We start from the raw sequence: 25,478 nt of genomic DNA, 5'->3' as shown, positions 1-25,478 counted from the left end.
GCGAGCCCAAAACAGGCAACTTTCTTATTAAAGCACGAGGGTTCCCCTAGAAGAATCCGGGCGTGTCGCGCCTCTTCCAGGAGAACTCCCGGCTCAATTATGGACTGTCAAGCCCGCTGGGAGGCCTCCTGGACCATATCCTCACCTTGGCGGGCGACCCTCATCCGGTGGCCCTCCTCCTGGCTGACCCCATAGTAGGCGGCCACAGCGATGTCCTTCATGTCCTCAATCAACGGAATACGGGGGTTGGCGGGCGTGCACTGATCCTCATAGGCGCGCATGCCGATCTGATCCAGGGACTTCCAGTAGAAGTCCTCGTCCACTCCGGCAGCCTGGAAGGAGGCATCCATGCCCAGGCGCTCGTCCCGGTAGGATTCCACAGCACGGGCCAAGAGCTCCACGCCTTCCTCGGTAGTTGCGGATTCGATGCCCAGTACGTGTGCCATCTGCCTGTAGCGCTCCGGGGCCACATACTCGCTGTACTTGGGCCAGCTGGTCGGCTCGTCCGGGATCCGTCCGTTGTAACGGATCACATAGGGCAGGAGGATGGAGTTGGCGCGCCCATGGGCCACATGGCAGAGGGCTCCGATGGTATGCGCCATGCCGTGGCACATGCCCAGGAAGGCCGAACCGAAGGCCATGCCAGCCATGGTCGCCGCATTATGCATCTTCTCCTGGGCGCGCACCTTGGCCTCGCCGCCGGCGGTGCCTACGGCAGGCTCCAGGTTGTCCCAGATCAGCTTGGCCGCATGCAGGGCCATGGCGTCGGTGTAGTCATTGGCATAGACCGAGACGAAGGCCTCCATGCAGTGGGTCAGGGCATCGAAGCCCGAGTCGCAGGCCAGGCTCTTGGGCTGGGTACGGGCCAGAACCGGATCCACGATGGCCACGCTGGGAGTCAGGGCGTAGTCGGTGACGGGGTACTTGTATCCGGTCTTATGGTCGGTGATGACCGCGAATGGGGTGACCTCCGAACCCGTGCCCGAGGAGGTGGGAATGCAGACCAACCTGGCTTTGGTGCCCAGGGGCGGAATTTTGAAGGCCCGCTTGCGGATGTCGAAGAACTTCTCCCGGACATCGGCAAAGGAGATCTCCGGGTGCTCATAGAGCAGCCACATGATCTTGGCCGCGTCCATGGGACTGCCACCGCCCACGGCGATAATCGTGTCGGGACGGAACTCATCGCGCATCATGGCCGCACCGCGCTCCACCGTCTCGACGCTGGGCTCCGGCTCTACGTAGTCAATGATCCGGAAGGTGACCGGCTCGGACCGGGCCCGCAGCTGATCGATGATCTTGTCCACGATCCCCAGCTGCTCCATGACCTTGTCACAGACGATGACGGCACGTCGGATGCCGAACATGTCGCGCAAATAGCGGACGGAGTTGGGCTCGAAGTAGGTCTTGGGGGGCACCTTGAACCACTGCATGTTGTTGTTCCTCCGCGCAATCCGCTTGATGTTGATCAGATTGACCGCCTGGACGTTGCCCGAGACCGAGTTGCCGCCATAGGAGCCGCAGCCCAGGGTCAAGGAGGGGGCGATGGCATTGTAGATGTCGCCGATGCCACCCAGGGAGCTGGGCTGGTTCCAGACGATCCGGCAGGCGTGCATGCGCTGACCGTACTCACGCACCAGCCTCTCGTCATCGGTGTGAATGGCTGCCGTGTGCCCGGCGCCGTAGCGCAGCATCTGCTCGCAGAGGGTGAAGCCCTCCTCTTTGTTGCTGGCCTTGAGTACAGCCTGAACCGGAGCCAGCTTCTCCAAGGTCAGGGGCTCCACGGGGCCGACCTGGTCGCATTGGGCAGCCAGGATGGTCGCATCCTCGGGTATCTCGAAGCCGGCCTGACGGGCGATGAACTGGGGGGACTTGCCCGGAACCTCGGAGTTGAGCCTGGGAGCAGACGCATCGGCACCGGCATGGGCCCGCACGCCGAACATGTACTCCTCCAGCATGGCCTTCTCCTCAGGGTTGACGAAGTAGGCCTTGCGCCGCTTCATCTCCTGGATCACCCGGTCATACACATCCTGATGGGCGATGATGGCCTGCTCTGTGGCGCAGATCATGCCATAGTCAAAATGCTTGGACAGAATCAGGTCGTTGACGGCCCTGGGGACGTTGACCCTGCGGTCCACATAGGCAGGGGCATTGCCGGCTCCTACGCCCAGGGCAGGCTTGCCCGAAGAGTAGGCGGCCTTGACCATGCCGGTGCCTCCGGTGGCCAGAATGGTGGCCACGCCGGGATGCCGCATGAGCGCGCCGGTGGCCTCGACTGAGGGATGCTCGATCCACTGGATGCAATTCTGAGGAGCGCCTGCCTCGATAGCGGCATCGCGGACGATCCGGGCCGCCTCCACCGAACAGCACTGGGCGTAGGGGTGGAATCCGAAGATGATGGGGCAGCGGGTCTTCAGGGCCAGCAACGACTTGAAAATGGCAGTCGAGGTGGGGTTGGTAACCGGAGTCACGCCAGCCACTACACCCACCGGCTCGGCCACCTCGATGATGCCGTCCACGTCGTTTTCGCCGATGATGCCCACGGTGCGTTGCCTGGCCAGGTAGTTGGTCACATGCTCGCAGGCGAAGATGTTCTTGGTGGCCTTGTCCTCCACCAGACCGCGCCCGGTCTCCTCCACGGCCATCTGTGCCAGGGACAGATGCTTGTTCAGGGCCGCGATCGAGGCCTTGGCCACAATCCGATCCACCTGTTCCTGGTTGAGCTCCTCAAAGGCGCGTAAAGCCGACTGCGCGCGGACGACCAGAGCATCCACCTCCCTGCTGGCCAGCTCACTGCTGTCGACCCGGCCACCATCCCTGCCTGCTGCCGGATCCTTCATTTGTTGCTCATGCTTCTGCTTCTGCGTTCCAGCCAAGGTATTGGCCCTCCTCATGTTCCGCGGATGCCGGTCCACGAAAGGCATCCGTCATAACGTGACGAAAGTCACAATATAGACCGGAGGGGGCACCATTGAGCCCCAGGATGAGCGAACGTTCGCTTGAAGCGTGTCGTGTGGGAATCCGTTGTTTTTCTGGTCATTTTCCACACTGCAACGTGCGCTTTAGCGTTCGCTTCAGACTGGGCCGTCCAGGCGTGAATCCAGGCAAGAAAAATCCCCAAGGTCCGTGAGAACCTCGGGGATGGAAGAAACTGCGAACGTCAGCGCTTGGAGAACTGCGGAGCTCGACGGGCCTTGTGCAGACCGGCCTTCTTGCGCTCCACCACGCGGGCGTCGCGGGTCAGGAACCCGGCCTTCTTCAGGGCAGGGCGATTGGCGTCCCGGTCGATGGCGTTCAGGGCGCGTGCGACGCCCAGACGAACTGCGCCGGCCTGGCCGGTCACGCCGCCGCCCTCTACGCGCACAACCACGTCGAACTTGTTCTCGAGCTTGAGCAGCACGATAGGCGAGTTGACCTCGCGCTGATGCAGCTTGCTGGGGAAGTACTCCTCCAGGGTGTGCCCGTTGATGCTCCACTTGCCGGAGCCCGGAATCAGACGGACGCGGGCGACTGCCTCCTTGCGGCGGCCGGTGCCGTAGCCCGGCTCGATTGCGGAGGTGCCGGTGCCTGCGCCGGCGTTGGTCTCGGAAGTGTAGGAAGCGCTGGTCTCCTCGGCCTCGAGAACCGCGGAGCTGTTGTTGTTGTCAGCCATGGTGATTATCTCCTCTGGTCCTACTTGGCCTGCTGGGCGACCTGATGGATCTTGTACTCAATGGGCTGCTGCGAGGTGTGAGGATGCTCCTCGCCTGCGAAGACCCGCAGCCTGGTCAGCTGGACCTTGGCCAGCTTGTTCTTGGGCAGCATTCCCTTGACCGCCGTCATGATGATGCGCTCGGGGTTGTGCTCCATCAACTGCCCATAGGAGTCGCGACGCAGACCGCCGGGACGGCCGGAGTGGGTGTAGAGCACCTTGTCGCTCTTGTTGCCCGTCAGTACCATCTTGGACGCGTTGATGACGATGACGTTGTTGCCGGAGTCGGCGTAGGGCGCATAGGTGGGCTTGTTCTTGCCGCGCAGCAGATCGGCCACCTGGGCTGCCAGACGCCCCAGCACCACACCGGAGGCGTCGACGATATACCAGTCATGTGTCAGATCGGCTGGTTTCGGGGTGAAAGTCTTCACGATTCAACCTTTTCCTTGCATTGTGTTTCGGGCTCTCTGCGCCGCATGCTGCCATGCTGGCCGAAAGCCATGTATTCCGTGGGCTCCCTTAAAGTCCTAGACGGCGAGTGGGAAAAGCGCTTTGAGGACCCCTTAGGGAAACACAACAATCCATTATTGTAACGCCTGAGTGCCGTTCGTCAAAATTCGCGTCGTCCCGGTCTCAGCGGGTGGCTGCCGCCCGTGCCACCTGCCCGTCCGGGTCCTGGCGAAGGGCGTCGAGGGTGGCCTGCCTGGTGTTGGGATTCAGAGCCACGGCCCGGCGGACCATGGCGGCCAGCACATGGGGGGCATTCTGCTCATCGCGAGTGCCGAGGGCTCCCAGAAAGTCCAAAGTATCAGCATCAGTGCGCTCGTCCTGGGCACCCTCCAGGCGCATCTTCCAGGAGGTCATGGGATTGGTCAACGCAGCAGCCCTGACTCCTGCATCCTCGTCCTTGGTGAGCAGACCGGCCAGCCAGTTCTTGTCATCCTTGTTGGCGGCCACGGCCCGACGGACCTCCGGGCTGGAATCCTGGGAGAGCTTGACCAGAATGTTGGGGAAGGGCATGGTTTGCGCCAGGTAGATCCTGTCCTCCACCGGCGTGTGCTCGTTGCCGGCCACGGCCTCCAGCAGTGCCGTGAAGCGGGAGAAGGCGGCCTGGTCGGACCTGTCGGGCAGAGGGCTCCGGGCGAATTCGTGCAGTTCGTCCGTATCGGTGGAGTGCCTGAGCCTTTCATAGAAAACGGTCAGGGCCTCGTGGGGCTTGCCGGCTGACGGGGATTCGGTTTCCGGTTGGTCCTGGGGATTGGTCATGCGGCCAGCTTAGGTCGTCTCCCTGATAACAGACTCGGCCCGGAACCCCCTCTAGCATGGAGATAGCGCAGGAACCGAGGAGACGATAGGCATAGGAGGCAAGCCGATTTGCTCACCATACTGGATAGGCCGCAGAAACCGGCCACAGGCTCTCTGACCGAGCGGAAGTCCGAGTTCATTGGCCAGGCCTGCCATATAGAGGACCAGGAGGCGGCCATGGCATTCGTCCAGGAGGTGCGCTTACAGCACCCCAAGGCCCGACACGTCTGCCACTGCGCAATCTGGGGGCCCGAGGGCCGCACCAGCGAGCGCATGAGCGATGACGGAGAGCCCTCCGGAACGGCCGGCAAGCCCATGCTTGAGGTCATGCGTCGGCAGGGGCTGACCGACTGCGTCCTGACCGTTACCCGATACTTCGGGGGGATCCTTCTAGGGTCAGGGGGGTTGATCCGAGCCTATTCCTCAGCAGCCTCCCTGGCGCTCGAGGCGGCGAGATCGGCACGCGTGCTCCCGACGCAACGGTTCACGATCACTGTGGACTACCCGGAGTACGACTCCCTCTGCCGTCTGATCCGCAACTCCGGGGGCCACGTGGAGACCGAAGACTTCACTGACCGGGTGCGCTTGACCTACGACCTGGAACCCGCAGCGGTGCCGTCCTTTGATGGACGGTTGGCCGACCTTCTGCAGGGCCGGGCCCAGCCCAGTGCCCTCGGTGAAGGCCGCAGGCTGATTCCTCTGTCTGAGGACAGGGCTTCATCTGCTTCATGATGGCCAAGACGAGCCATACAGCCGTTGCCCGGCTGCGGTCTACCTGCCAGACAGGCTCATGCCAAGTATCGCCGGTCCTCCGCCGTGCGGACTATGACCTTGCCAGACCGTGACCCGGGCAAAGATATAGAAATTACAGAAAAGAGCACAGAACAAGAAAGACCTTTGAGAAGGACTAAGACCGGCAATCGTGCATAATAAGCGATCACCGGTCATCAGGCGGAGACGAGGAGATTCGAACTCCTGGACCGCTTGCGCAGTCAACACCTTAGCAGGGTGCCCCTTTCGGCCACTCAGGCACGTCTCCATGTAGGCTCCCGAGCCAGGACCTTAGCCCCAGAGTTTCGAGAACAGAACAATAGAATACCATGATTTACCGACCTGACTCGCCGGGGCGGCTGAAAGCGGCGAGCAGGGAACGGATTCGTTTATTTTCATGGATTAAAACCATAAAAGTGAATCTTTTCCAAGAATTTACGTATGAGAATAATTTATCGCATGTTCCTCCGGGACCTCCTCCTATCATGGAGCTATGAGTACCGCACCAAGGCTTGCAGCCGCCAAGAAGGACTGGGGACATGACGAGACCGGCTGCACGGTACTGCACATCGATATGGATGCCTTCTATGCCTCCTGCGAAGTCGCTCGACACCCGCAATTGCAAGGCCGGCCGGTCATCATCGGCACCGGGCAGCGTTCGGTGGTCTCCGCGGCCAGCTACGAGGCCAGGGCCTTCGGCATCAACTCGGCCATGCCCCTGGCGCGTGCCAGGCGACTGTGCCCCCAAGGGGTCTTCCTTCCGGTTGACATGACCTATTACCAGAGCATCTCAAGACGGATATTTGATACGGTTTTCTCACGAATCACCGATCAGATCGAGCAGGTCTCGGTAGACGAGTGCTACATGGACGTGTCCGGGGCGCTCATGCGCTGGGGCATGCCCACAGCCATCGCCAGGTGGATCCGAGCCAGCGTGGCCCGCCAATTCCACGTGACCTGCTCGGTGGGCATCGCCACCAACAAGCTTGTGGCCAAGATGGCCTCCACCAACGCCAAACCCGATGGCATGCTGCTGATTCCCAAGGCCCGCCAGGCCGAGTTCGTCCAGCTGATGCCCCTGCGCGGCATTCCCGGCATAGGACCGGCCCTGGAGAAGCGGCTGAACGCCTGGGCCATCAAGGATGTAGCCGACCTGGCCACCATGAGCGAACGGGATCTGACCCGGGCCACAGGTTCAACAGTTACAGCCCGGAAGCTGGCACAGGCCTCCCACGGATTGGACGACGATCCGGTCCAGCCGCGAGCGCCAGAGAAGTCCCTGGGCGCGGAACGCACCTTTCTGCACGACACCACCAGCATGAAACAGGTCTGCGACCTCCTGCGCGTCTGCAGCAACGAGGTGGCCACCGGACTGCGATCACACGACCTGATCGCCCGGACCATCACCGTCAAACTGCGCTTCGATGATCTGCGCTATATGACCAAGGCCCACACCCTGGAAACCCCGGTCAACTCAGCCAACCGGATCTATCCGCAAGCGGTCGGTCTGCTCAAGGCCATGTTGGGGCTGCCCGATGGCGTGCCCATGGATACCCCCCTGCCCAGGCTGATTCGTCTGGCCGGTGTCAGCGCATCCGGTCTGAGCCGGGTGGAGGACACCCCCATCCAGCCATCCCTGGACGACATCATCCACGAGGGCAAACGTCACACCGGCAGCGAGTCTCAGCGCCTGGATCAGGCAGAGGCCACCATGGACTCCATCAGAAGCCGCTATGGCAAGGGCTCAGTCAGCATGGGCCTCTAAGCGGCGCTACGCAGACGTCCTAAGGCCAGCTCCAGCTGCTCGTCAGTGATGGTTGACGAGAATCGCAGATAGTGGCCGTCCCCATAGAACTCCCCTGGACTGGCCAGAATACCAAGACGGGACAGGTCCGCCATATCGGCCCAACAGTCGCCCGAACGGGCTTGCACCCAGATATACAGGCCTCCCTGAGGCATGACGGCATCGTATCCGTAAGATCTGAGAGCTTCAGCCAGGGCATGCAGACGACTGGCGTAGACGCCACGCTGGGCCATCACAGCCTCACCGTCCTCCAAGGCGGCCCGCATGGCCCGCTGCACCGGACCTGTCACAATCAGCCCCATCTGCTTGCGGTAGGCGGTCATGGCCTCCACCAGACGAGCATCGCCGGCCACCAGAGCCGCCCTGTATCCGGCCATGTTGGACTGCTTGCTCATCGAGTACAGACAGAGTATCCCACTGGCATCGCCGCCACAGACTTCAGACTCCAGTATGCAGGGCGAGGCAGGAATCTGCGCATCCTGCCCAGCCTGGGCGGGCCCTGACCAATCCAGCAGGGCATAGCACTCGTCACTCAGGACCGTGACCCCTATAGAACGGGCCGCCCGTACGATCTTAGCCAACCCGGCTCGGCCGATGATTCGACCACTGGGGTTGCCCGGAGAATTGATCCATATTGCTCGAACGCCGGGCAGATTCACCCATGAATCCGTATCAACAGGATCGTCCACGGTCGTCACCCGGGCCCCGGCCAGCTGGGTTCCGATGGCATAGGTGGGATAGGATACCGTCGGCTGCACCACCCGGTCCCCCGGTCCCAGATGCAGGAGTGAGGCCATGAGCGCCACCGCCTCCTTGGACCCGACCGTGGGCACCAGATCCGCCCCCAGGGCATCCAGATCGACTCTGCGGCGACGTCGGAACCAGTCGGCCGCGGCCTGCCTCAGGGGGGCGTCACCGGCGGTTTTTGGATATCCCCGTGCCTGGCCGTCATCCGCAGCCGCCGCCAAGGCCTCCTTGACCGACCTGGGCACAGGATCCACCGGCGAACCCACCGACAGGTCCACCAGACCACCGGTGCATTGCTCCGCACGCCGACGGTAGGGGTCAATCCTTGACCAGTCATAGGGGGATTCAAAAGAGTGAAAACCCATGGCCCGCCTTCCTCGTATAAATAAGCCGCGGCGGGATGACTCCCATCCGCGGCTCGTCAGCCTCATTTCAACTACTTGTTGGGTGGCAGGGCTGCCACACCCTCCGGATCGTGATCGTAGGGACCGACCGCAGCAGCACCGCCGGCATCCCCCACCTGGGCGAAGAAATCAGTCGCCGCATCCTTATACCAGGTCCACTCCTCGGGCAGGTCGTCCTCGTAGAAGATGGCCTCCACCGGGCAGACCGGCTCGCAGGCGCCGCAGTCCACGCACTCGTTGGGGTTGATGTAGAGCGAACGGACGCCCTCATAGATGCAGTCCACCGGGCATTCGTCCACGCAGGCCTTGTCCTTGACATCCACGCAGGGCTGAGCGATGACGTAGGTCATAGGTTACCTCCTGAGTATGCGAATATTCACTCTACACTCCAGCGCCGACGCTCCAGGTCAGTGAAGACCGGCCTGGGTGGCCTTGGATATCTTCCCGCTGAGCTGATGGCGGCCGAGCAGGGAGTGCCGATAGGAGTAGCCGAAGTAGATGGCCAGGCCCGCAGCCAACCAGACCACGAACCGGATCCAGGTCAGCACGGTCAGGTTGAGCATGAGCCAGAGGCAGGCCAGAGCGATCAGAATGGGCACCCAGGGGTTGCCGGGCATCTTGAATGACCGGGGCAGGTCAGGCCGACGCTTGCGCATGATGGGCAGGGAGATGGCCACCAACAGGAAGGCCGAGAGCGTGCCGATGTTGACCATGTCGGACAAGACGTCGATGGGGAAGCAGGAGGCCACCACGGCCACCACGATGCCGCCCAGGATCTGGATGCGTGCAGGCGTGCCATGGCGGCCAGTGCGGGAGAGGGCACGGGGAAGAAGCCCGTCGCGGCTCATGGCGAAGACGATGCGGGTCAGCCCCAGCAGGAGCACCATGACCACGGTGGTCAGCCCCACCACAATGCCGAAGGAGATGATCTTGGCAGCCCAGGGAGCGCCCACCATCTCGAAGCCGGTTGCCAGGGAAGGGTTCTTGGCCTTGGCCAGATCCTTGTAGGAGACCATGCCGGTGGTGACGATGGCGACCAGGATGTACAGGGTGATGACGATCAGCATGCCCAGGCCGATTCCACGGGGAATGGTCTTATGGGGCTCCTTGGCCTCCTCGGAGGTGGTGGCGACGATATCAAAGCCCACAAAGGCGAAGAAGACCAAGGCGGCGCCTGAGAGGATGCCGGGGACACCGTAGATTGTGGGCTGCATGCCGGAAACCCACTGCCAGAGGGGCTGACCCATGATTCCTGGCACGCTGGCCCCCGGAACGGCCGAGGCCGGCTCAGAAGGCGGGATGAAGGGCCGATAGTTGTCCACCTTGACGTAGAAGAAGCCCACCACAATGACGAAGACCACGATGCCGATTTTGAGGACGGTCAAGGCACCGTCGAACCGGGCCGAGAGCTTGGTGCCCAGGACCAGAAGGACCGTGAAGAGGGTGACGACCACCAGCGGGGCCAGGTCCACATCCATGCCGCCCACATGGAAGCTGGAGCTGAACGAGGTGCCCCCCATTAGATGGATGAAGTCGTTCAGGTAGACGCCCCAGTACTTGGAGATGACCGAAGCGGCCATGAGCATCTCCAGAATCAGGTCCCAGCCGATGATCCAAGCCACCAGTTCGCCCATGGTGTTGTAGGTGAAGGTGTAGGCCGAGCCTGAAACCGGGATCATGGAGGCGAACTCCGCGTAGCACATGACGGCTGCCGCGCAGACGATGCCTGCGATGACGAAGGAGATGATGACGGCCGGACCCGCATGGAAGGCCGCCGCCTGGGCCCCCACCGAGAAGATGCCAGCGCCCACGGCCACTGCGACGGCCATGATGGCCAGATCCCAGGTGGTCAGCGTCCGCTTGAGCGACCTGCCTTCCTCCCCGGTCTCCGCCAGGGTCTGTTCAACGGATTTCTTCCTGAATAATTCCATCCTGCTCCCAATCGTGACTTATTGTGCCGCAAACTCCTCCGGCCCATCACTATAGGAGATGGGGGCGCACAACTCCGGATTTTGCTCATTTCGGGATATTACCCGCTGGCAGGCCTTCCGGAATCGACGACTCGATCCAGGCGCAGCAATCCGCCAATAGACAAGTAGACAACAAGGCACCCCAGCCGTTCCGACCGGGGTGTCCACTGGATACAACCCGTACTTTATTCAGTCGGGCCATCCTTGAATATGGCGATATCCTGCATGCCGTTACGCTCATTGCAGGTCTGCTCACCGTTGACCACTGCAATGACCTTCTCGCGGAAATCATTGAAAACCCGATCACCTGGCTCATCCAGAAGACGGCCGGCATCGAAGTCAATCCAACGATGCTTCTTGGTGGCCAAAGGCGTGTTGGTGGCTACTTTCACAGTAGGCACGAAGGTTCCGAAGGGAGTGCCCCGTCCAGTAGTGAAGAGGACCACCTGCGCTCCGGCCGCAGCCATTCCCGTACTGGAGACAAGGTCGTTGCCTGGCGTCTGCAACAGTGAGAGCCCGGGTCTGGAGATATGGTCGCCATAGTTGAGCACATCCTCGACCTCGCAACGACCGCCTTTGCGGATGCATCCCAAGGATTTATCCTCCAGAGTGGTTATTCCACCCTCCTTGTTGCCTGGAGAGGGGTTGTCGGATATGACTTCGCCGTATTTGCGGAAGAATCCCTTGAAATTGTTGATAAGGTCGACGACATCATGGAAGACCTGCTCGTCGCGTGCCTGGCTCATCAGGACCTGCTCGGCCCCGAACATTTCAGGAACCTCGGCCAGGACCACGGAACCGCCCTGGGTAACCACCCATTCAGCGAACCGACCGACCAGCGGGTTGGCGGTGATGCCTGACATTCCATCGGACCCGCCGCACTTGACGCTGACCTTGAGTTCGGACAGGGGCACCTCTTCACGGTGATCATCTTTGGCCGCCTCGTTAATCTTGTCCAGGAGGGCATCGGCCTCATCCAGCTCGTCCTCCACCTCCTGGCATATGATCCAACGAACCCGGTTCGCGTCATACTCCCCCAAGGTGCTCAGCATGTCCTCCATCTGATTGTTCTCACACCCCAGACCGACGAGGAGCACACCCCCGGCGTTGGGATGTGTGGCGATGTCCTGAAGACAACGCCTGGTGTAGACCAGATCGCCGCCGAGTTGGGAGCATCCATAAGGATGACGCGCCACGATCACCGAGTCAAAGAATCCGTTGCCGGGATGGCGGGCTGAGAAAGACCGTGCCATGGCGTTGCACAGACTGTTGATGCAACCTACGGTTGGGACGATATAGAGGTCGTTGCGGATGCCTACCTTGCCCGTCGCGCGCCGGTATCCTTGGAAAGTCCCGGTCGGACTGCCCGGTTTGACCGTGTCGGTAACCGGCTGATAACGGTAGGTCAGGTCGGCGCCCAGGTTGGTGGCCAGATTGTGTGTATGGACCCATTGCCCCGTTCTGATAGCCTCCTTGGCATGGCCTATGGCATAGCCATACTTGATGACGTCCTCACCCTTGGCAATGTCCTGAAGCGCTAGTTTGTGTCCACGGGGAATTTGGTCAAGCACCGTCACCTCGCCATGCCCCTCGACCAGGACCCTTTCGCCGGGCTCCAGATTCCTGGCAGCGACAGCCACCATATCCGTAGGATTAAGCAGGATTGTGTCCTGACCGGTCCGCGCCGGTATATCCTTGATATAGTCATGCTTCAAACCAGTGGCTTTGCCGTCGCCGCATGTGGAGACGAATCCTGTGGAGCCGCCCTCTGGAATCATGCATTGCCTCTTTGCCTCACTCATGCTCTCAAACTAACGAACCTTCTAAGATACCGGTCACTTTGTTGCCAACCTTTGCGCAGAAAAAGGCCCCGGTCCCCCTCCTCCGAGGCGGGGTCCGGGGCCATATTCGACTAGCGTTCCGACCTTGGATGCCGGTTAATCCCAATCAGGGCGGCCAGCCCCATGAGGATTCCTGCAACAGAAGCCAGGACGAGCCGGGTCACATCCGTACCGGTCCGGGAAAGAGCCGAACCTGGATCCTTCGACCCTGTTGAGAATCGGTTCTTTCCTCCCTTGTCCGTCTTCCCGACCGGATGGGCGGGCCCGGGCTTGACCGTCCCTGTCCCGCCGGCATTGTCTCCACCACTCATTCCCGCAGAACCGGAATCCGAACCCGGCCTGACCGTGATCACAAAGGTGGATACGTTGGAAGCAACGTCCCTGTTGAAGGCCTGGAAGGTAAACTGATCGCCCCCGCTGAATCCTGGCTGAGGAGTATAGGAGAAGGTACCGTCCCCACGCATGGTAAGCAGACCGTGCCGAGGCTGATCCTTGGCCTTGAAGGAGAGCCTGGCCCCATCCTCGCTCTGTGCATAAGGCACCAGGGTCGCATTCAGCGTAACGCCTTGGTCAGTGGAACCCTGAGCATCCACAGTGATCGGCGTGGCCGGCGGCAGTCACGTATCCGTTCAGAACGGGATGCAAATCGCAATGGTGGAAAACCGCGATGGGACCAGTGTCGTCCGCCCAAGCGGTTTGAACGCCGGTGACTCCCATGGAGCCCATACCCGCCAACATGGTCACTGCAGCTATAGCAGCCCAGACGGCGGAATATCGTCTTCGAATCATCAGTTTTCCTCCTTGAAAACCGTTATTGGCCCCTTGGGCGCTGTCACTGCACGAGAAGCACAAAGGCCCACAAACGTTGTGAACATGCATTTCCGGCAGACCTGGTCCGCCATTCAGCTCGAAAAGTCTTGCGGCATGGATCCCCTTGCGCCCAGGTGGGCCTATTGAATGCTGCAGCTCTTATCGATCCCTTGACACCTCCTTATAGCCAAAACCTTTGAAGTCGGCATATGAACAATGGGCATCCATATCCTGGGCACAGATGCCGACCATGGCTCCGGAGAAGACGGTCTTCCCACGGAGCGCTCCTACGTGGTCATCACTGAGATGGTTGGCTGGCAGGGTGTCCCCCAAAGGCTGGAGCTTCTTGCGTTCACCCTGGAAGTCGTCCGGGTCCTGACCGAAATAGAAGCGGGCCCTCGATCCCCGGACTTTCACTGCAAGGCCCACACCCACACCAGGCTGAAGAGGCAGCAAGTCGCTCCCGAACCCAAAGTGATTCCCTTCGTTGATGAGGACACGGACCACCGGGCAGTCACGCTCCTCCTCCTGTGCAGTGACGTAAGCGTACATCCAGTTGGCAGTGTCGTAAAAGAGGACCAGGCCGGCGGTCTGCTGGAAGTTGGCAGGTTCGAACTCCATCCAGGTAAAGGCATCAAAGTCGAAGGTCTGCCAGCGACGGGCCAGCAGGGTCTGCCTGTGCAGGCTGGACAGGCTCTGACCGCCATGGAGCCGCAGCCAACCCGGACGCTCCTTAAGGGAATAATCGAGCTCAGGGCGCAGAGGGCCACGAAGGGTCTTGAAGGAGGCAGGCAGGCCGCTGGTCGGCGTAAATCGGACGGATTCGGAATAATCCACAACCTGTTTGGCCGTGCTCCCCTTGACTTCCACATGAAGAGAAGGATTATGACCGCCATTCGCAAGGAGCGGCCAGTCGTCCTCATCCCAGACGATGGGATCCAGGCTGGTCTCCCTGCCCAGAACGCAATCACCCCTGCGGCCCAGAGGACGCGAGCAGAGATAGGCTATGTACCATTGACCCTTGTATTCCAAAAGACTGCAGTGCCCTGCCTTCTGGATGGGCCCGTCCGGATCGTCCCTGGAAGTGATCAGAGGCGTATGGGGGGATTCCTCCCAAGGTCCTGTCAGTTTGCGTGAACGCACCACTGTGGCTGCATGATTCCACTCGGTTCCACCAGCTGCGCATACCAGATAGTAGTAGCCGTGTCGACGATAGATCTGCGGTCCCTCACAGACCCCCAGACTCGTGCCCCGAAAGATGTGGCGGCGAGGTCCGACCAGACGCTTGGCGTCGGTATCAAACTCCTGAATGACCACGCCGGCGAAACGCTCATGGTCCATTCGCCAGTCATAGAGCATATTGACGAACCACGAACGCCCATCCTCATCATGGAAGAGGGAGGGGTCGAAGCCGGAAGCCGTTACAAAGACCGGATCGGACCAGGGTCCGGTAATGGAAGGGGCAGTGACAATGTAGTTCAGCGTGTCCTTATATATGGTCCCGGTCTTCACATCGGTGAAGACCAGCCAGTACAATCCCTTGGCATAGGAGAGATGAGGCGCCCAGATAGCCCCCGCATTCGGATCCCCCATCAGGTCGACCTGGCTGGTCCGGGTCAGGGGCGAGCACACCCACTGCCAGTTCACCAAGTCTGTCGAGTGATATATGTCGACCCCTGGCCACCATTCGAAGGTGGAATTGGCTATGTAATAGTCCTTCCCCACTTGGAGGGCGGATGGGTCGGGATGGAATCCCGGGATGATGGGATTGGTCAGACTGCTCATAACATTCCTCACTGCTTGACCGCGCCGGCCGAAAGACCGGATTGCCAGTACCGCTGCAGGAAGAGGAAGGCGATGATCAACGGCACGATGGCTATCAGTGACCCTGTCAGAATCATATTGTTGGGCACCACATGGTAGGTGGCGTCGCCCCCCATCTTCATCCAGACGTTCAGGCCCACAGTCAGTGGGTAGTCCTTGACATCGGAGAGCATGATCAGAGGCAGGAAATAGTTGTTCCAGACACTGACCAGGGCGAAGAGGAGTGTGGTAACAAAACCGGGGGCAAGCAGAGGCATGGCAATCTTCCAGAATATGGTCCAGGTGTTGGCGCCATCGATCCTCGCGGCCTCCACCAGGGATATGGGGATGGAAGTCTGAGCATAGATGATCATCAAGTACAGACCAAAGGGGTTGGACAGCTGAGGAATGATGACGGCCCACGGTGTATTGGTCATGCCTATCTTCGAGTACAGGAGGAAGAGGGGAACCGTGATGACCGTAGAAGGTATCGACATGAAAATCAGCGTGACCCAAAGCAGGGCTTTACGGCCGTGGAACTTCATGGTGGCAATGGCATACCCGGCGAAAGTGGCGAAGAGCGTGGCTCCCAAGCCGGCTACGATTGCATAGACCAGGGTGTTGATCAGCCAACGGCCGTAAGTTCCATCCTGGAAAACGAACACGTCATGGATATTCTGGAAGAAGGCGTTTTGGTCAGAGAACCAAAGCCCGGGGGAGCTGTAGAGTCCCTCATTGGTCTTGGTCGAGGAGAAGACCAGCCAGATCAAGGGGATCAGACAGTAAATGACCATGATCAGCATGATCAGGTGCAGGAGGATATCCATGACCTTTTGCGCTGGGGTCAGACGGACCGGGACGCCATTGCCACCGGAGGCCTTCCGCAGCCTTATGGCATGATCCTTCCGCGCTAATTTAGCATCCCGCCTGCTCAGTGATGCAGACCGCCTTTGGGCGGGCCTGGGTCGGGATTCGGTTTGTGTACTGGACATGGTTTACCTCTCCTCCCAGCGGTTGCCCAGGGTCTTGACAACGGTGATGATGATCATGGTGAACAGACCGACGACCAGAGAGACGGCAGCCGCGTAATTCAGATCATTGCCGCTGAAAGCCAGGGAATAGGTGTACAGGTTGGGCGTGTAGTAGCTGGTCACGACCTCAGGCGCAATGGTCTGCATCATGCTGGGCGTGTTGAACAGCTGCAGCGCATAGATGATGTTGAAGAGCAGGGTCATGACCACCGAGGAACGGATCTGCGGAATCTTGACGGACCAGGCGATTCTGAACTCGGAGGCTCCGTCCACTCTGGCCGATTCGTAGAGCTCCTCGGGCAGAGCCTTCAAGGACGAATAATAAATCAAGGTGTTGTACCCCATGGATACCCAGATGCTGATGTTGATCATGGCGAAGATCATCAGCTCCTTGGACATCATATTGGGCGCGTGCCCGTTGAAGAGTCTGAAGAACTGTCCAATCAGGCCATAGTCGGTGCCGTAAATGTAGCTCCACATCAGAGCGGCGATGACATTGGGAACCGCATAGGGCAGGAAGAGCAGGATGCGCGGGATGGCCACATGCCGAATCCTCTGGGAATCCAGCATCAAGGCCGCCAGGAGGGCAAGGAAGGTCATGAGCGGCACTTCAATGATCGCAAATACGGCAACCCGCTTGAAACCGTCCCAAAGCAGGGGGTCCTTCAGGGCCCTGATGTAATTGGCGAAGCCTGTGAACTGCTCGCCGCCTATCATCTGCTGCTTGAACAGACCCAGATAAAAGGCATAGACCATCGGGATTATCGTTCCGCCGAGGAAGACGATCACGTAAGGCAGGCACCACAACATTCCAATGTGCTGGAGCCGTTCCTTGCGCGATTTCACCCGAGACCCGGGTCCCGCGGATACACTCGCTGCGCTCATGGCGCTTTCCTTTCTTGAAAGTTCAAAATGGAAGCCCCGAGGCCAAGCCGGCCTGCGGGGCTATATCCACTGCTACTTGGCGGTGATCTTGAAGCCCTGCCCATCGGCATAGGTCTTCAGGGAAGACTGCCACTTGGAGAAGGAGCCGAACAGGTCTCCGCCCTTCTTCATTTGCGGCACGACAATATCCTTGAAGTCCGTGGCGTACTGTGAGTTGAAGGGAAGAACCGACCAGTCGGCATTGAGGGCATCAGCCGACTTGAAGTAGACCGCATTGACCTTCTGACCGCCAAAGTAGTCGTTGGGCACATTGGCGGCATCCTTGTCCGTCTGGAAGGATTTGGCCGCGTTGAAGAAGCTTCCCGTCTTCTGGAAAAGATCGATGGACTGCTTATCCGAACCCATCCAGTTGATGAAGGCGACGGCTGCGGCCTGCTTCTCCTTGGCGCACTTTGAGGTTACGGAAAGCAGCGATCCGCCTATTTCGCCGGTCTTCAGACCAGTGGATCCATCGCCCCATGCCGGCGGGAGGGCCACTTCAAACTTCCCCTTGAGGGAGGGCTGCTGCTGGACGAAGGAGGTGCCCTTCCAGCAACCATCGAACTGGATGCCCCATCGGCCCTGGGCGAATCCGCGGTTGTACTGGTCGCTCTTATTGGCCACCGGCTCAAGCACATCCTCATCGATCAGCTTTTGAATGAAATCGACGGCCTCCTTGACCTTGGAATTGGTCATGTCAAGCGTCACATCCTGAACGCCCTTGACGGTCCATGGCTTGGCGCCGGACTGACGGATGATGGAAGCCATGTAGCGAACATCGGTGGTGTCTATGAAGCTCATGTACCTGTTGGGATCGGCCTTATGCAGGGCGATGCCTTCTTCCTCGAATTCCTTCCAGGTGGTAGGCACCTTCAGACCGAACTGATCCAGAACGTCATGACGAACAAACATGACCTCGGGCCCCTGATCCAACGGGGTGCCATACAGTCCGTCGGCTACATGGACATTTTTCCAGGCTGCGTCATTGTAAAGTTTGCCCATGTCGGACTCAATGCTCTTGTCCGCGAAGTTCAGGAGGGAATTCGTCACTGCGAACTGGGGCAGGTAGTCATACTCCAGCTGGACGATGTCAGGAACATCCTTGCCTGACTTCAATATGTTCTGAAACTTCGTGTAGTGATCTGACGAAGCACCGGTTTGCGTCACGTTGATCTTGATATTAGGGTACTTAGCCTGAAAGGCGTCGATATTGGCCTGCTCGATGTCGTAACGCCATGTCCAGAAGTTCAGTGTCACCTTCTTGTCGGACTTGAGCGCCTTGTTCACATCGCTCATCGTCATGCCACTGTTTTCCTTGGCGACTTTTGACGAGGAGGAATTACCGCCGCCTCCGCAAGCCGATAGACCGATGATCATAGCCAGCCCGGCACAAACGCTCAAGGCTTGCTTCCCTTTTGTTCTCCAGCTCATACCAGCTGCCTTTCGATAATCTTCATTGATTTTGCGAATATCATTTTCGCTATTTTCGATAGTAGTTGTGACATCTCTCACAGTCAAATCGTCTAACTATGAGGACAATGCCTGCAATGACAGCTTTATCGTCTTTATTCCCAGGTTAAGCACAAAAAATCATTACCGATAAATTCATATTTTCATCACATTCTAGTCCGCAAATGACCGAAACTTTTCGTTATACTGTTTCTGTTCAATCCATGATGCTAGGGGGAACTGTGAGCCCGAAATCGTCGTCCCAAAATGGCAAGAATCCAACCTTAGCCGATGTCGCAGGTCTGGCCGGAGTCTCTATCGCCACTGTGTCCAAGGTGATAAACGGGAAGAGCGATGTGGCCGACAAGACTCGCGAACGGGTTGAGGAAGCCATTGATCAGCTCGGGTACTTCAAGTCTGACAGAATCGGGACCTCTTCCAACCTAATTGAATTGGCCCTGCAGCATCTAGACAATCCATGGACCCTGAACCTCCTGGACGGGGCTGCCGAGGTAACCTCCAGCCGCGGAATTCGGCTGGTTCTGAGCGAGATAGGCGATCCTCGCCTTCTGTCCACAACCTGGCTGGACGAGGTCCTGGCCCGCAGGCCTCTGGGAGCCATCCTGATCTTTTCCAATCCATCAGCTGACCTGTCCAGACGATTCGCATCCCGCCGCATACCGGCGGTCTTCGTCGACCCATGGGGAAACCCCGTCCTGGGGACCATGTCAGTTCAATCAGACAACTGGTCGGGCGGTCTGTTCGCCACACGCCATTTGATCGAGCTGGGTCATCAACGCATTGGCACCATCACAGGACCAGATGGGGTCATGTGCTCCATAGCACGCCTTGACGGCTACCGAACCGCCCTGCACGAGGCTGGTTTGGAATCCGATCCAAGATTGATACGCCAGGGCCAATTCAGCGTGGCCGACGGTGAACGATTCGCCATGGAGCTATTGAACCTCGACGATCGTCCCACCGCCATCTTCGCCCAAAGCGACTTCCTGGCCATGGGAGTCTACAAGGCAGCCAAGCACCTGGGGATCAGCATCCCCGATGAACTCTCAGTCGTCGGCTTTGACGACATACAGACTGCGGCGTTCATGGGCCCCGCTCTGACCACCATCCATCAGCCTTTGACCGAGATGGCAGCCAGGGCGGCGAAGATGATCCTGGATACCAGGTCAGGCAAGGCCGTAGATCCGAGAGCCATCCTGCCCAACACGCTGGTTGTCCGCGAATCGACCTGTCCGCCACCAAATCGCATGAACCAGGGACGGACAGGAATCGTATAGCGCAAGACTACCCTGCCGGCTGCTCGGGCCTTAGCCCTCGAAGAGGGCCAGAGCGTTCTCATAGGAGACCGCACGCACCAGAGGCGCCAGATACTCCTTGTCATCAGGTATGATGCCCTGGGCGGCCCAGTCGCCCAAGAGCCCGCAGAGCACCCTGCGGAAGAGCTCATGCCTGGGGAAGGACAGGAAGCTGCGGGAGTCCGTGGTCATCCCTACCGCATTGCCCAGGAGCGAGGTTTCAGCCAGAACTTCGAGCTGCCGACGCATCCCGGTGACGGTGTCGTTGAACCACCAGGCGTTGCCCAACTGAAGCTGGCCCCTGTCATCGCCTCCGAAGCAGCCCAAATCAGTGGCTATGGCCATGTAGTCGTTGGGATTGAGGGAATAGACGATGGTTCTGGGCAAGATGTTCGAACTCTGCGCCTGGTCAAGAAGGGCGGCAAGGGGGGCGGCAACCGAGTTGTCAGCCATGGAATCGTAACCCGTGTCGGCTCCAAGCTTCTGGAAAGCCGTCGAGTTGTTGTTGCGGCTGGCCTGAAGGTGCAGCTGCATGGTCCAGCCCTTATCCTTGTAGATTCGCATCAGCTCAAGAAGGATGGCCGCACGATATTGGGCCTGTTCATGCCTGTCCAGGCCTAGTCCGGCCTTGGCCTTGCTGAAAATGGCATCCAGGTCCTCAGCAGTCGCCGGAGCGAACTCCACCACATCGACAGCATGGTCGGAGAGTCTGGAACCATGCCGGTGGAAGTAATCCACCCGATCACGCAGAGCGTCGACCAGTCCGCTGAAGTCATTGATCGGCTTGCCGCAAACCGACTCCATTGTGCCGATCCAATCGCCATACCCTTTGGCGGTCGGATTCAGGGCCGCATCCGGACGGAAGGCGGGAACCATCCTAAAGGGCTCCCCCTCCTTGGCGAATCGATCGTGATACTCCAGATTATCCTCAGGGGAATCCGTGGTGCAGACGATCTTGACGTTCATGCGACGCAGAAGCGCTCTTCTCGAGAAGTCCGGGGTGGCCAGCTCTTCATTCGTCTGGTCAAAGATGGACTTTGCGGTCTTGGTGGTCAGGGGTTCGGAGATGCCGAAGTACCTCTGCAGCTCCATGTGCGTCCACAGATAGACCGGGCTACCCACAGCCTGTTCCATGGTCTGGGCATAAGCCATAAATTTGTCCCAAGGGTCACCGTCCCCGGTGATCAGCCGCTCCGGAACGCCATTGGCCCTCTCCAGCCGCCATTTATAATGGTCTCCATAATTGTGGCCATCCGTCAGCCAGGCATCGACAATATTATCGAAGTTGGGATCCTCATAAATCTCCTTGGCGTGCAGATGGCAATGATAATCCACCAGAGGAAGATTCTCAGCCACATCATGGAACAACTCCCGAGACAACTGCGTCCCGAGAAGAAAATCGTCATCCAGAAAAGCCACTACAAACTCCTTAGTCGAAAACAGCAAGTTCGGCATTCGAATTTCCGCGATGCTCAAAATCCTCCTGTACAGACCAACGGACAGGCGGAACAGTCACACGATCGGAACTCACATATGCTATTAGTCAGCCTATGCACGCCTGAAAAGGGACGGTCTTGATGTTGCCATGATTTGCCGGAACCTTTCCTGGTCAGGAATCCGACGTAGCCTTACCCGTGCTCTCCCTGACGATCAGGCGGGAGGGAATCGTGATGCTCTGCGCCGGATTAGTTCGGCCATTCAGCCGATCCAGAAGGATGCCTGCTGCTGTCTTTCCCAGTTTCGGAGGCGTGTTACCCACGCTGGACAATGGCGGATCACTTACCTGTGCCATAGTGTCGTTGTCGAATCCGATGATCACATAGTCGTCCGGACAGCGAATACCCTGACGACGCATGGCAGCCATGAAACCCAAGGCCATCAAGTCATTGTGGGCAATGACGGCACCTGTGGGATCATTCAGATACTGCTTCGCCAAGGCATAACCCCCGACGAAGGTGGGAAGACCCGGCCAAATTCGTCGAACAGCCACTCCACGCTTGTGGAATTCTTCGTAAGTGTGATTCCACCTGACTCCCACAGACCATGATGCGGAAGGTCCATCGAGATAGGTCACCCGCGAAAAACCCATGGAAACCAGCAGTTGCGCGGCCTGACGGATACCAGTGCCGATATCTATGGCCACACTGGGCACCCCACGCACAGTCCGGTTGACCACGACGATGGGCCTGGTCTGGGCGCACTTGCGGATCATGGCATCAGGCATTCTCGATGAGGTCAGAATTACCCCGTCCACATAGGCGGCAATCCTGTTGAAGGCCTGCCGCTCTCTGCTGGCACTTTCCTCGGATTCAGCGACGATAAGGGCAAATCCAGCCAGATTGAACTCGTGTTGTACAGAACGGATGATGTCGGAGAAGAACTGGTTGGCGATGTCAGGAACGATGATGGCGATCATGCCCCGCAGCGTCCTGGACGGAACCGTATCGACCGGCTCCGTATAGTACCCCAGTGCGTCGGCTGCAGCGAATATCCGCTTGGTTGTGGCCGCACTGACCCTATCAGGCCGAGCGAATGCTCTTGATACCGTGGAGGGGGAGACTCCTGCCTTGTCAGCCACCTCTCTGATCGTGACACGCCTGGAACGGTTATGACCGCTCATGACCGGGATTCCTTCTCTGCCCCGTTCCGGCCCAAAGGCTTGCTCGACCTGGCACCCGTGCTCTGCCTGATGACCAGACGGGCCGGAACCGTCGGGGCTACAGACAGGTTGGCTCCGGAAAGGCGCTGCATAAGGAGGTCGGCAGCCCCCCGCCCAAGGACTGAAAGGGACATATGAATGGTGGTCAGAGGCGGACTGCTCACCATGGACATGGTGTCGTTGTCGAACCCGATGACAGAGATATCACGAGGGCACTCGCAACCAAGCCTTCTGAGGGCCACAATCAGGCCGATTGCCATCAGATCATTATGGGCGATGACCGCACCTGTAGGGTCGTCCATATACTTCTCTGCGAAGGAATAGCCTCCGTAAAAGGTAGGGGCGCAAGGCAGCGAACGCTTGACGCTCATCCCCTTGGTGTCGCATTCATTGAAGATATGCCGCCACCGGATACCTCCTGACCATGAGGCCGCGGGACCATCCAAATAGGTGAGACTCCGGTAACCCAATGAGTACAGGTAGTCGACCGCTTGGCAGGCCCCCTTGGCCACGTCGATGCTAATGCTGGATACACCGCGAACGTCACGGTTGACGCTGACCAAGGGACGCAGCTGGGCGCACTTTCGGATCATGGCATCGGGCATCCTTGGGGAGACCAGGATGATTCCCGAGACCACGGGAGCGACCGTATCGACGATCCTGCGCTCCCGGGTGATGGACTCCCGGGTATCAAGAATCAGGGTTTCAAAGCGGAAGCGCTCACACTCGTCCTGAATGCTGCGAATGACGCCGGTGAAAAACTGATTGCCCAAGTCGGGCACAACGACCGCAACCAGCCCCCTGCCCTGCGAACCTGACCGGCTGTCGACGATATCGCTGTGATAGCCCAGTGCATCAGCGACCTTCTGAACCATTCGAGCCGTCGAAATACTGACCCGATCCGGGCGCGAGAAGGTACGCGAGACCGTTGAGGGGGACACTCCGGCCTGGCGAGCCACATCATATATGGTGATACGGCGGTTGTCCGTGGAGGAATCGCTACCCGAATCTGCTCCGGTCTTCATTTATACGTATCAGCCTTCCTTCGTCTGCCCCATATCGCATGAAATACACGCCAACGGCGCCGAGCACTTCCTGGCATCCAAGTATAAGTGACTTCCCGGTTCTATGGCAGCCGACAGCAGTCTGATGAGAAACAAACTGCAACTACGAAAGCAGACAGGCACCAACTTGATAGGTTCGGAAGCAGGATGGGCAAGCGTTTACGCCTGGTCTCCGCGATATGTTTTTTTGATAAAGGAAGGCACTGATGCTTCACCTTAGTGACGATATACATAATGAGTCCGCAGCCTGGCAGAAGGCCGGCGTGACTTTGCCAACCTACGACATCGAAGCCATGCGCCAGGCCACCAAGCGCTCGCCTACCTGGGTCCACTTCGGGGCCGGCAATCTCTTCAGGGCGGTTCACGCCCCCATTACCCAAAAACTTCTGGATTCAGGCGCCACCGACCGAGGCATATTGGTGGCCGAATCCTTCGACCCCGCCATTGTCGATCAGGCCTACACCCCCTTCGACGACCGCTATCTTCAGGTCATCCTGAAAGCGGACGGCTCCATGAAAACCTCCCTGGTCGCCTCCGTTGCGGGCGCCTACCCGCTGGGCGAGGATCCGAAGCCCTTACGTGATCTGAGGCTTGTCTTCCGCAATCCCAGCCTGCAGATGGTCACCACGACCATCACCGAAAAAGGCTATGCCCTGGTCGACTCCCAAGGTCGGCCGCTGCCGTGGATCGCTCCGGAATTCGAGGGCGGACCTGATAAAGCCAAGAGCGCCATCGCAGTCATCACGGCCCTCCTGCTGGAGCGCTACCAGGCCGGTGCCCTTCCACTGGCCCTGGTCAGCACCGACAACTTCTCACGAAACGGGGAGCGGTTCGGCCAAGCCGTCAGACAGATGGCTGACGAGTGGATAGGAAGGGGCCTGGCCGAAAAAGGCTTCGGCGACTACCTCAGAGACAAGAACAAGATCACCTTCCCGCTGACCATGATCGACAGAATCACTCCCAACCCCGACAAGGAGGTGGGTCGTCGCCTCAAGGCTCTGGGCATCGCCGACGCGGAACCCTTCCGGACCAGGGGCGGAACCGCCATGGCCCCCTATACCAACACCGAGGAAACCTGGTATTGGGTAGTTGAGGACGACTTCCCCGCAGGCCGCCCGCCTCTGGAGAAAGCAGGGGTCTACATGGCCGACAAGGATACGGTCAACGCCGCCGATCAAATGAAGGTCACCACCTGCCTGAACCCCCTGCACACGGCCCTGGCCGTCTTCGGGATGCTTCTGGGGTATCCGACCATGTCAAAGACCATCGCCGACCCGGACCTCAAGGCCTTGGTCACCCGCCTGGGGTATGTGGAAGGACTGCCTGTGGTCGAGGATCCGGGTATCTTCTCCCCCAAGGAATTCCTCCGCCAAGTCATCGAGATCAGGGTCCCCAATCCCGGCCTGCCCGATACACCGGCACGCATCTGCGCCGACACCTCCCAGAAGATTCCGGTCAGATACGGAATCACCATCAGCAAGTACATCCGAGCCAAGGACCTTGACACAGCCGATCTGGAAGCCATCCCGCTGATCATCGCCGCCTGGCTGCGGCTGCTGATCGGTTCGGAAGGCAACGGAACCGACGATGCCGGACGGCCGGTCAAGCTGAGCCCGGACCCGCGCCTGGAGGAGCTTCAAAGTATTCTGGTCGACATCCCACTCGATGGGTCAGCCAGGAAGGAGACTATGGCGACGACCATCAAGTCCATCCTGGCCGATACCTCCATCTTCGGAACCGATCTGAACGCCACCCCGCTGGCCGACAAAATCGAGACCTTCCTGACCGCCATGTGCCAGGGCAATGGCGCTGTAGCGAGCACCCTTCACAAGGCTGCAAGCGCCTGGTGACATCGGCAGTCCGCTGACTGAACAAGGCACACAATGACCGGG

The 25,478-nt window shown here is 59.3% G+C and carries 21 protein-coding genes and 1 tRNA gene; 4 read left to right on the top strand and 18 right to left on the bottom strand.

The window, feature by feature from the left end; all coding sequences use genetic code 11:
- Nucleotides 1–107 precede the first annotated feature (107 nt).
- The 4 genes from adhE to ACUIAF_RS08115 all read right to left on the bottom strand — a co-directional run bounded on the left by adhE (nt 108) and on the right by ACUIAF_RS08115 (nt 4,954).
- Nucleotides 108–2,837, bottom strand: a complete 2,730-nt coding sequence (gene adhE / locus ACUIAF_RS08130; RefSeq protein ID WP_445339192.1) for a bifunctional acetaldehyde-CoA/alcohol dehydrogenase — start codon at nt 2,835–2,837, stop codon at nt 108–110.
- A gap of 320 nt (nt 2,838–3,157) precedes the next feature.
- A complete protein-coding gene (rpsI, locus tag ACUIAF_RS08125; RefSeq protein ID WP_015022361.1) occupies nt 3,158–3,649 on the bottom strand; it encodes a 30S ribosomal protein S9 in 492 nt (163 codons plus the stop codon).
- Between the two features lie 20 nt (nt 3,650–3,669).
- Nucleotides 3,670–4,119, bottom strand: a complete 450-nt coding sequence (rplM, locus tag ACUIAF_RS08120) for a 50S ribosomal protein L13 (RefSeq protein WP_045935716.1) — start codon at nt 4,117–4,119, stop codon at nt 3,670–3,672.
- A 202-nt stretch (nt 4,120–4,321) separates the two neighbouring features.
- The gene (locus ACUIAF_RS08115) at nt 4,322–4,954 is read right to left on the bottom strand and encodes an AbrB family transcriptional regulator (RefSeq protein ID WP_015022363.1); all 633 of its coding nucleotides are present in this window, start codon (nt 4,952–4,954) and stop codon (nt 4,322–4,324) included.
- Nucleotides 4,955–5,062: 108 nt separating this feature from the next.
- Here ACUIAF_RS08115 and ACUIAF_RS08110 point away from each other — a divergent pair, with 108 nt between their 5' ends.
- A complete protein-coding gene (locus ACUIAF_RS08110; RefSeq protein WP_110417610.1) occupies nt 5,063–5,725 on the top strand; it encodes an IMPACT family protein in 663 nt (220 codons plus the stop codon).
- 220 nt (nt 5,726–5,945) lie between these two features.
- Here the strand turns inward: ACUIAF_RS08110 and ACUIAF_RS08105 are convergent.
- Nucleotides 5,946–6,032 (bottom strand) — tRNA-Ser (locus ACUIAF_RS08105).
- 225 nt (nt 6,033–6,257) lie between these two features.
- Between ACUIAF_RS08105 and dinB the strand changes: the two genes are divergently transcribed.
- Nucleotides 6,258–7,529, top strand: a complete 1,272-nt coding sequence (dinB, locus tag ACUIAF_RS08100) for a DNA polymerase IV (protein WP_445338531.1) — start codon at nt 6,258–6,260, stop codon at nt 7,527–7,529.
- Here the strand turns inward: dinB and dapC are convergent.
- The 10 genes from dapC to ACUIAF_RS08050 all read right to left on the bottom strand — a co-directional run bounded on the left by dapC (nt 7,526) and on the right by ACUIAF_RS08050 (nt 18,400).
- Nucleotides 7,526–8,680: a succinyldiaminopimelate transaminase gene (dapC, locus tag ACUIAF_RS08095; RefSeq protein ID WP_445338530.1), complete on the bottom strand. Its 1,155-nt coding sequence runs from the start codon at nt 8,678–8,680 to the stop codon at nt 7,526–7,528. The genes dinB and dapC overlap by 4 nt on opposite strands.
- Before the next feature lie 71 nt (nt 8,681–8,751).
- The gene (gene fdxA, locus ACUIAF_RS08090) at nt 8,752–9,069 is read right to left on the bottom strand and encodes a ferredoxin (RefSeq protein WP_015022367.1); all 318 of its coding nucleotides are present in this window, start codon (nt 9,067–9,069) and stop codon (nt 8,752–8,754) included.
- 57 nt (nt 9,070–9,126) lie between these two features.
- Nucleotides 9,127–10,650, bottom strand: coding sequence for an amino acid permease (locus tag ACUIAF_RS08085; RefSeq protein WP_110417613.1), 1,524 nt, complete (start codon nt 10,648–10,650; stop codon nt 9,127–9,129).
- A 224-nt stretch (nt 10,651–10,874) separates the two neighbouring features.
- Nucleotides 10,875–12,491, bottom strand: a complete 1,617-nt coding sequence (locus ACUIAF_RS08080; RefSeq protein WP_445338528.1) for a UxaA family hydrolase — start codon at nt 12,489–12,491, stop codon at nt 10,875–10,877.
- Nucleotides 12,492–12,601: 110 nt separating this feature from the next.
- The gene (locus ACUIAF_RS08075; RefSeq protein WP_445338526.1) at nt 12,602–13,123 is read right to left on the bottom strand and encodes an Ig-like domain-containing protein; all 522 of its coding nucleotides are present in this window, start codon (nt 13,121–13,123) and stop codon (nt 12,602–12,604) included.
- On the bottom strand, nt 13,101–13,319 hold the full coding sequence (locus tag ACUIAF_RS08070; RefSeq protein WP_445338524.1) for a hypothetical protein: 219 nt from the start codon (nt 13,317–13,319) through the stop codon (nt 13,101–13,103). The genes ACUIAF_RS08075 and ACUIAF_RS08070 overlap by 23 nt, the downstream gene beginning before the upstream one ends.
- Before the next feature lie 180 nt (nt 13,320–13,499).
- Nucleotides 13,500–15,125, bottom strand: a complete 1,626-nt coding sequence (locus ACUIAF_RS08065; RefSeq protein WP_110417616.1) for a glycoside hydrolase family 43 protein — start codon at nt 15,123–15,125, stop codon at nt 13,500–13,502.
- An 8-nt stretch (nt 15,126–15,133) separates the two neighbouring features.
- Nucleotides 15,134–16,135, bottom strand: a complete 1,002-nt coding sequence (locus tag ACUIAF_RS08060; protein ID WP_015022372.1) for a carbohydrate ABC transporter permease — start codon at nt 16,133–16,135, stop codon at nt 15,134–15,136.
- Between the two features lie 3 nt (nt 16,136–16,138).
- The gene (locus ACUIAF_RS08055) at nt 16,139–17,059 is read right to left on the bottom strand and encodes a carbohydrate ABC transporter permease (RefSeq protein ID WP_110417617.1); all 921 of its coding nucleotides are present in this window, start codon (nt 17,057–17,059) and stop codon (nt 16,139–16,141) included.
- Nucleotides 17,060–17,131: 72 nt separating this feature from the next.
- Entirely contained in the window at nt 17,132–18,400 is a 1,269-nt protein-coding gene (locus ACUIAF_RS08050) for an ABC transporter substrate-binding protein (RefSeq protein WP_157930023.1), read from the bottom strand.
- Nucleotides 18,401–18,873: 473 nt separating this feature from the next.
- Between ACUIAF_RS08050 and ACUIAF_RS08045 the strand changes: the two genes are divergently transcribed.
- Nucleotides 18,874–19,845 (top strand): LacI family DNA-binding transcriptional regulator, encoded by a 972-nt coding sequence (locus ACUIAF_RS08045; RefSeq protein ID WP_445338521.1) that lies wholly within the window; start codon nt 18,874–18,876, stop codon nt 19,843–19,845.
- Nucleotides 19,846–19,875: 30 nt separating this feature from the next.
- Here the strand turns inward: ACUIAF_RS08045 and uxaC are convergent, their stop codons facing one another.
- The 3 genes from uxaC to ACUIAF_RS08030 all read right to left on the bottom strand — a co-directional run bounded on the left by uxaC (nt 19,876) and on the right by ACUIAF_RS08030 (nt 23,547).
- Nucleotides 19,876–21,282, bottom strand: a complete 1,407-nt coding sequence (gene uxaC, locus ACUIAF_RS08040) for a glucuronate isomerase (RefSeq protein ID WP_110417856.1) — start codon at nt 21,280–21,282, stop codon at nt 19,876–19,878.
- Nucleotides 21,283–21,472: 190 nt separating this feature from the next.
- Nucleotides 21,473–22,483, bottom strand: coding sequence for a LacI family DNA-binding transcriptional regulator (locus ACUIAF_RS08035; protein WP_015022377.1), 1,011 nt, complete (start codon nt 22,481–22,483; stop codon nt 21,473–21,475).
- A complete protein-coding gene (locus tag ACUIAF_RS08030) occupies nt 22,480–23,547 on the bottom strand; it encodes a LacI family DNA-binding transcriptional regulator (protein WP_198203301.1) in 1,068 nt (355 codons plus the stop codon). Before ACUIAF_RS08030 ends, ACUIAF_RS08035 begins: the two co-directional genes overlap by 4 nt.
- 245 nt (nt 23,548–23,792) lie before the next feature.
- Here ACUIAF_RS08030 and ACUIAF_RS08025 point away from each other — a divergent pair, with 245 nt between their 5' ends.
- The gene (locus tag ACUIAF_RS08025; RefSeq protein WP_445338520.1) at nt 23,793–25,436 is read left to right on the top strand and encodes a mannitol dehydrogenase family protein; all 1,644 of its coding nucleotides are present in this window, start codon (nt 23,793–23,795) and stop codon (nt 25,434–25,436) included.
- The last annotated feature ends 42 nt before the right edge of the window (nt 25,437–25,478 follow it).

The sequence above is a fragment of the Bifidobacterium sp. ESL0822 genome (assembly GCF_052606675.1).
This window is presented reverse-complemented; position numbering and strand designations above follow the sequence as displayed.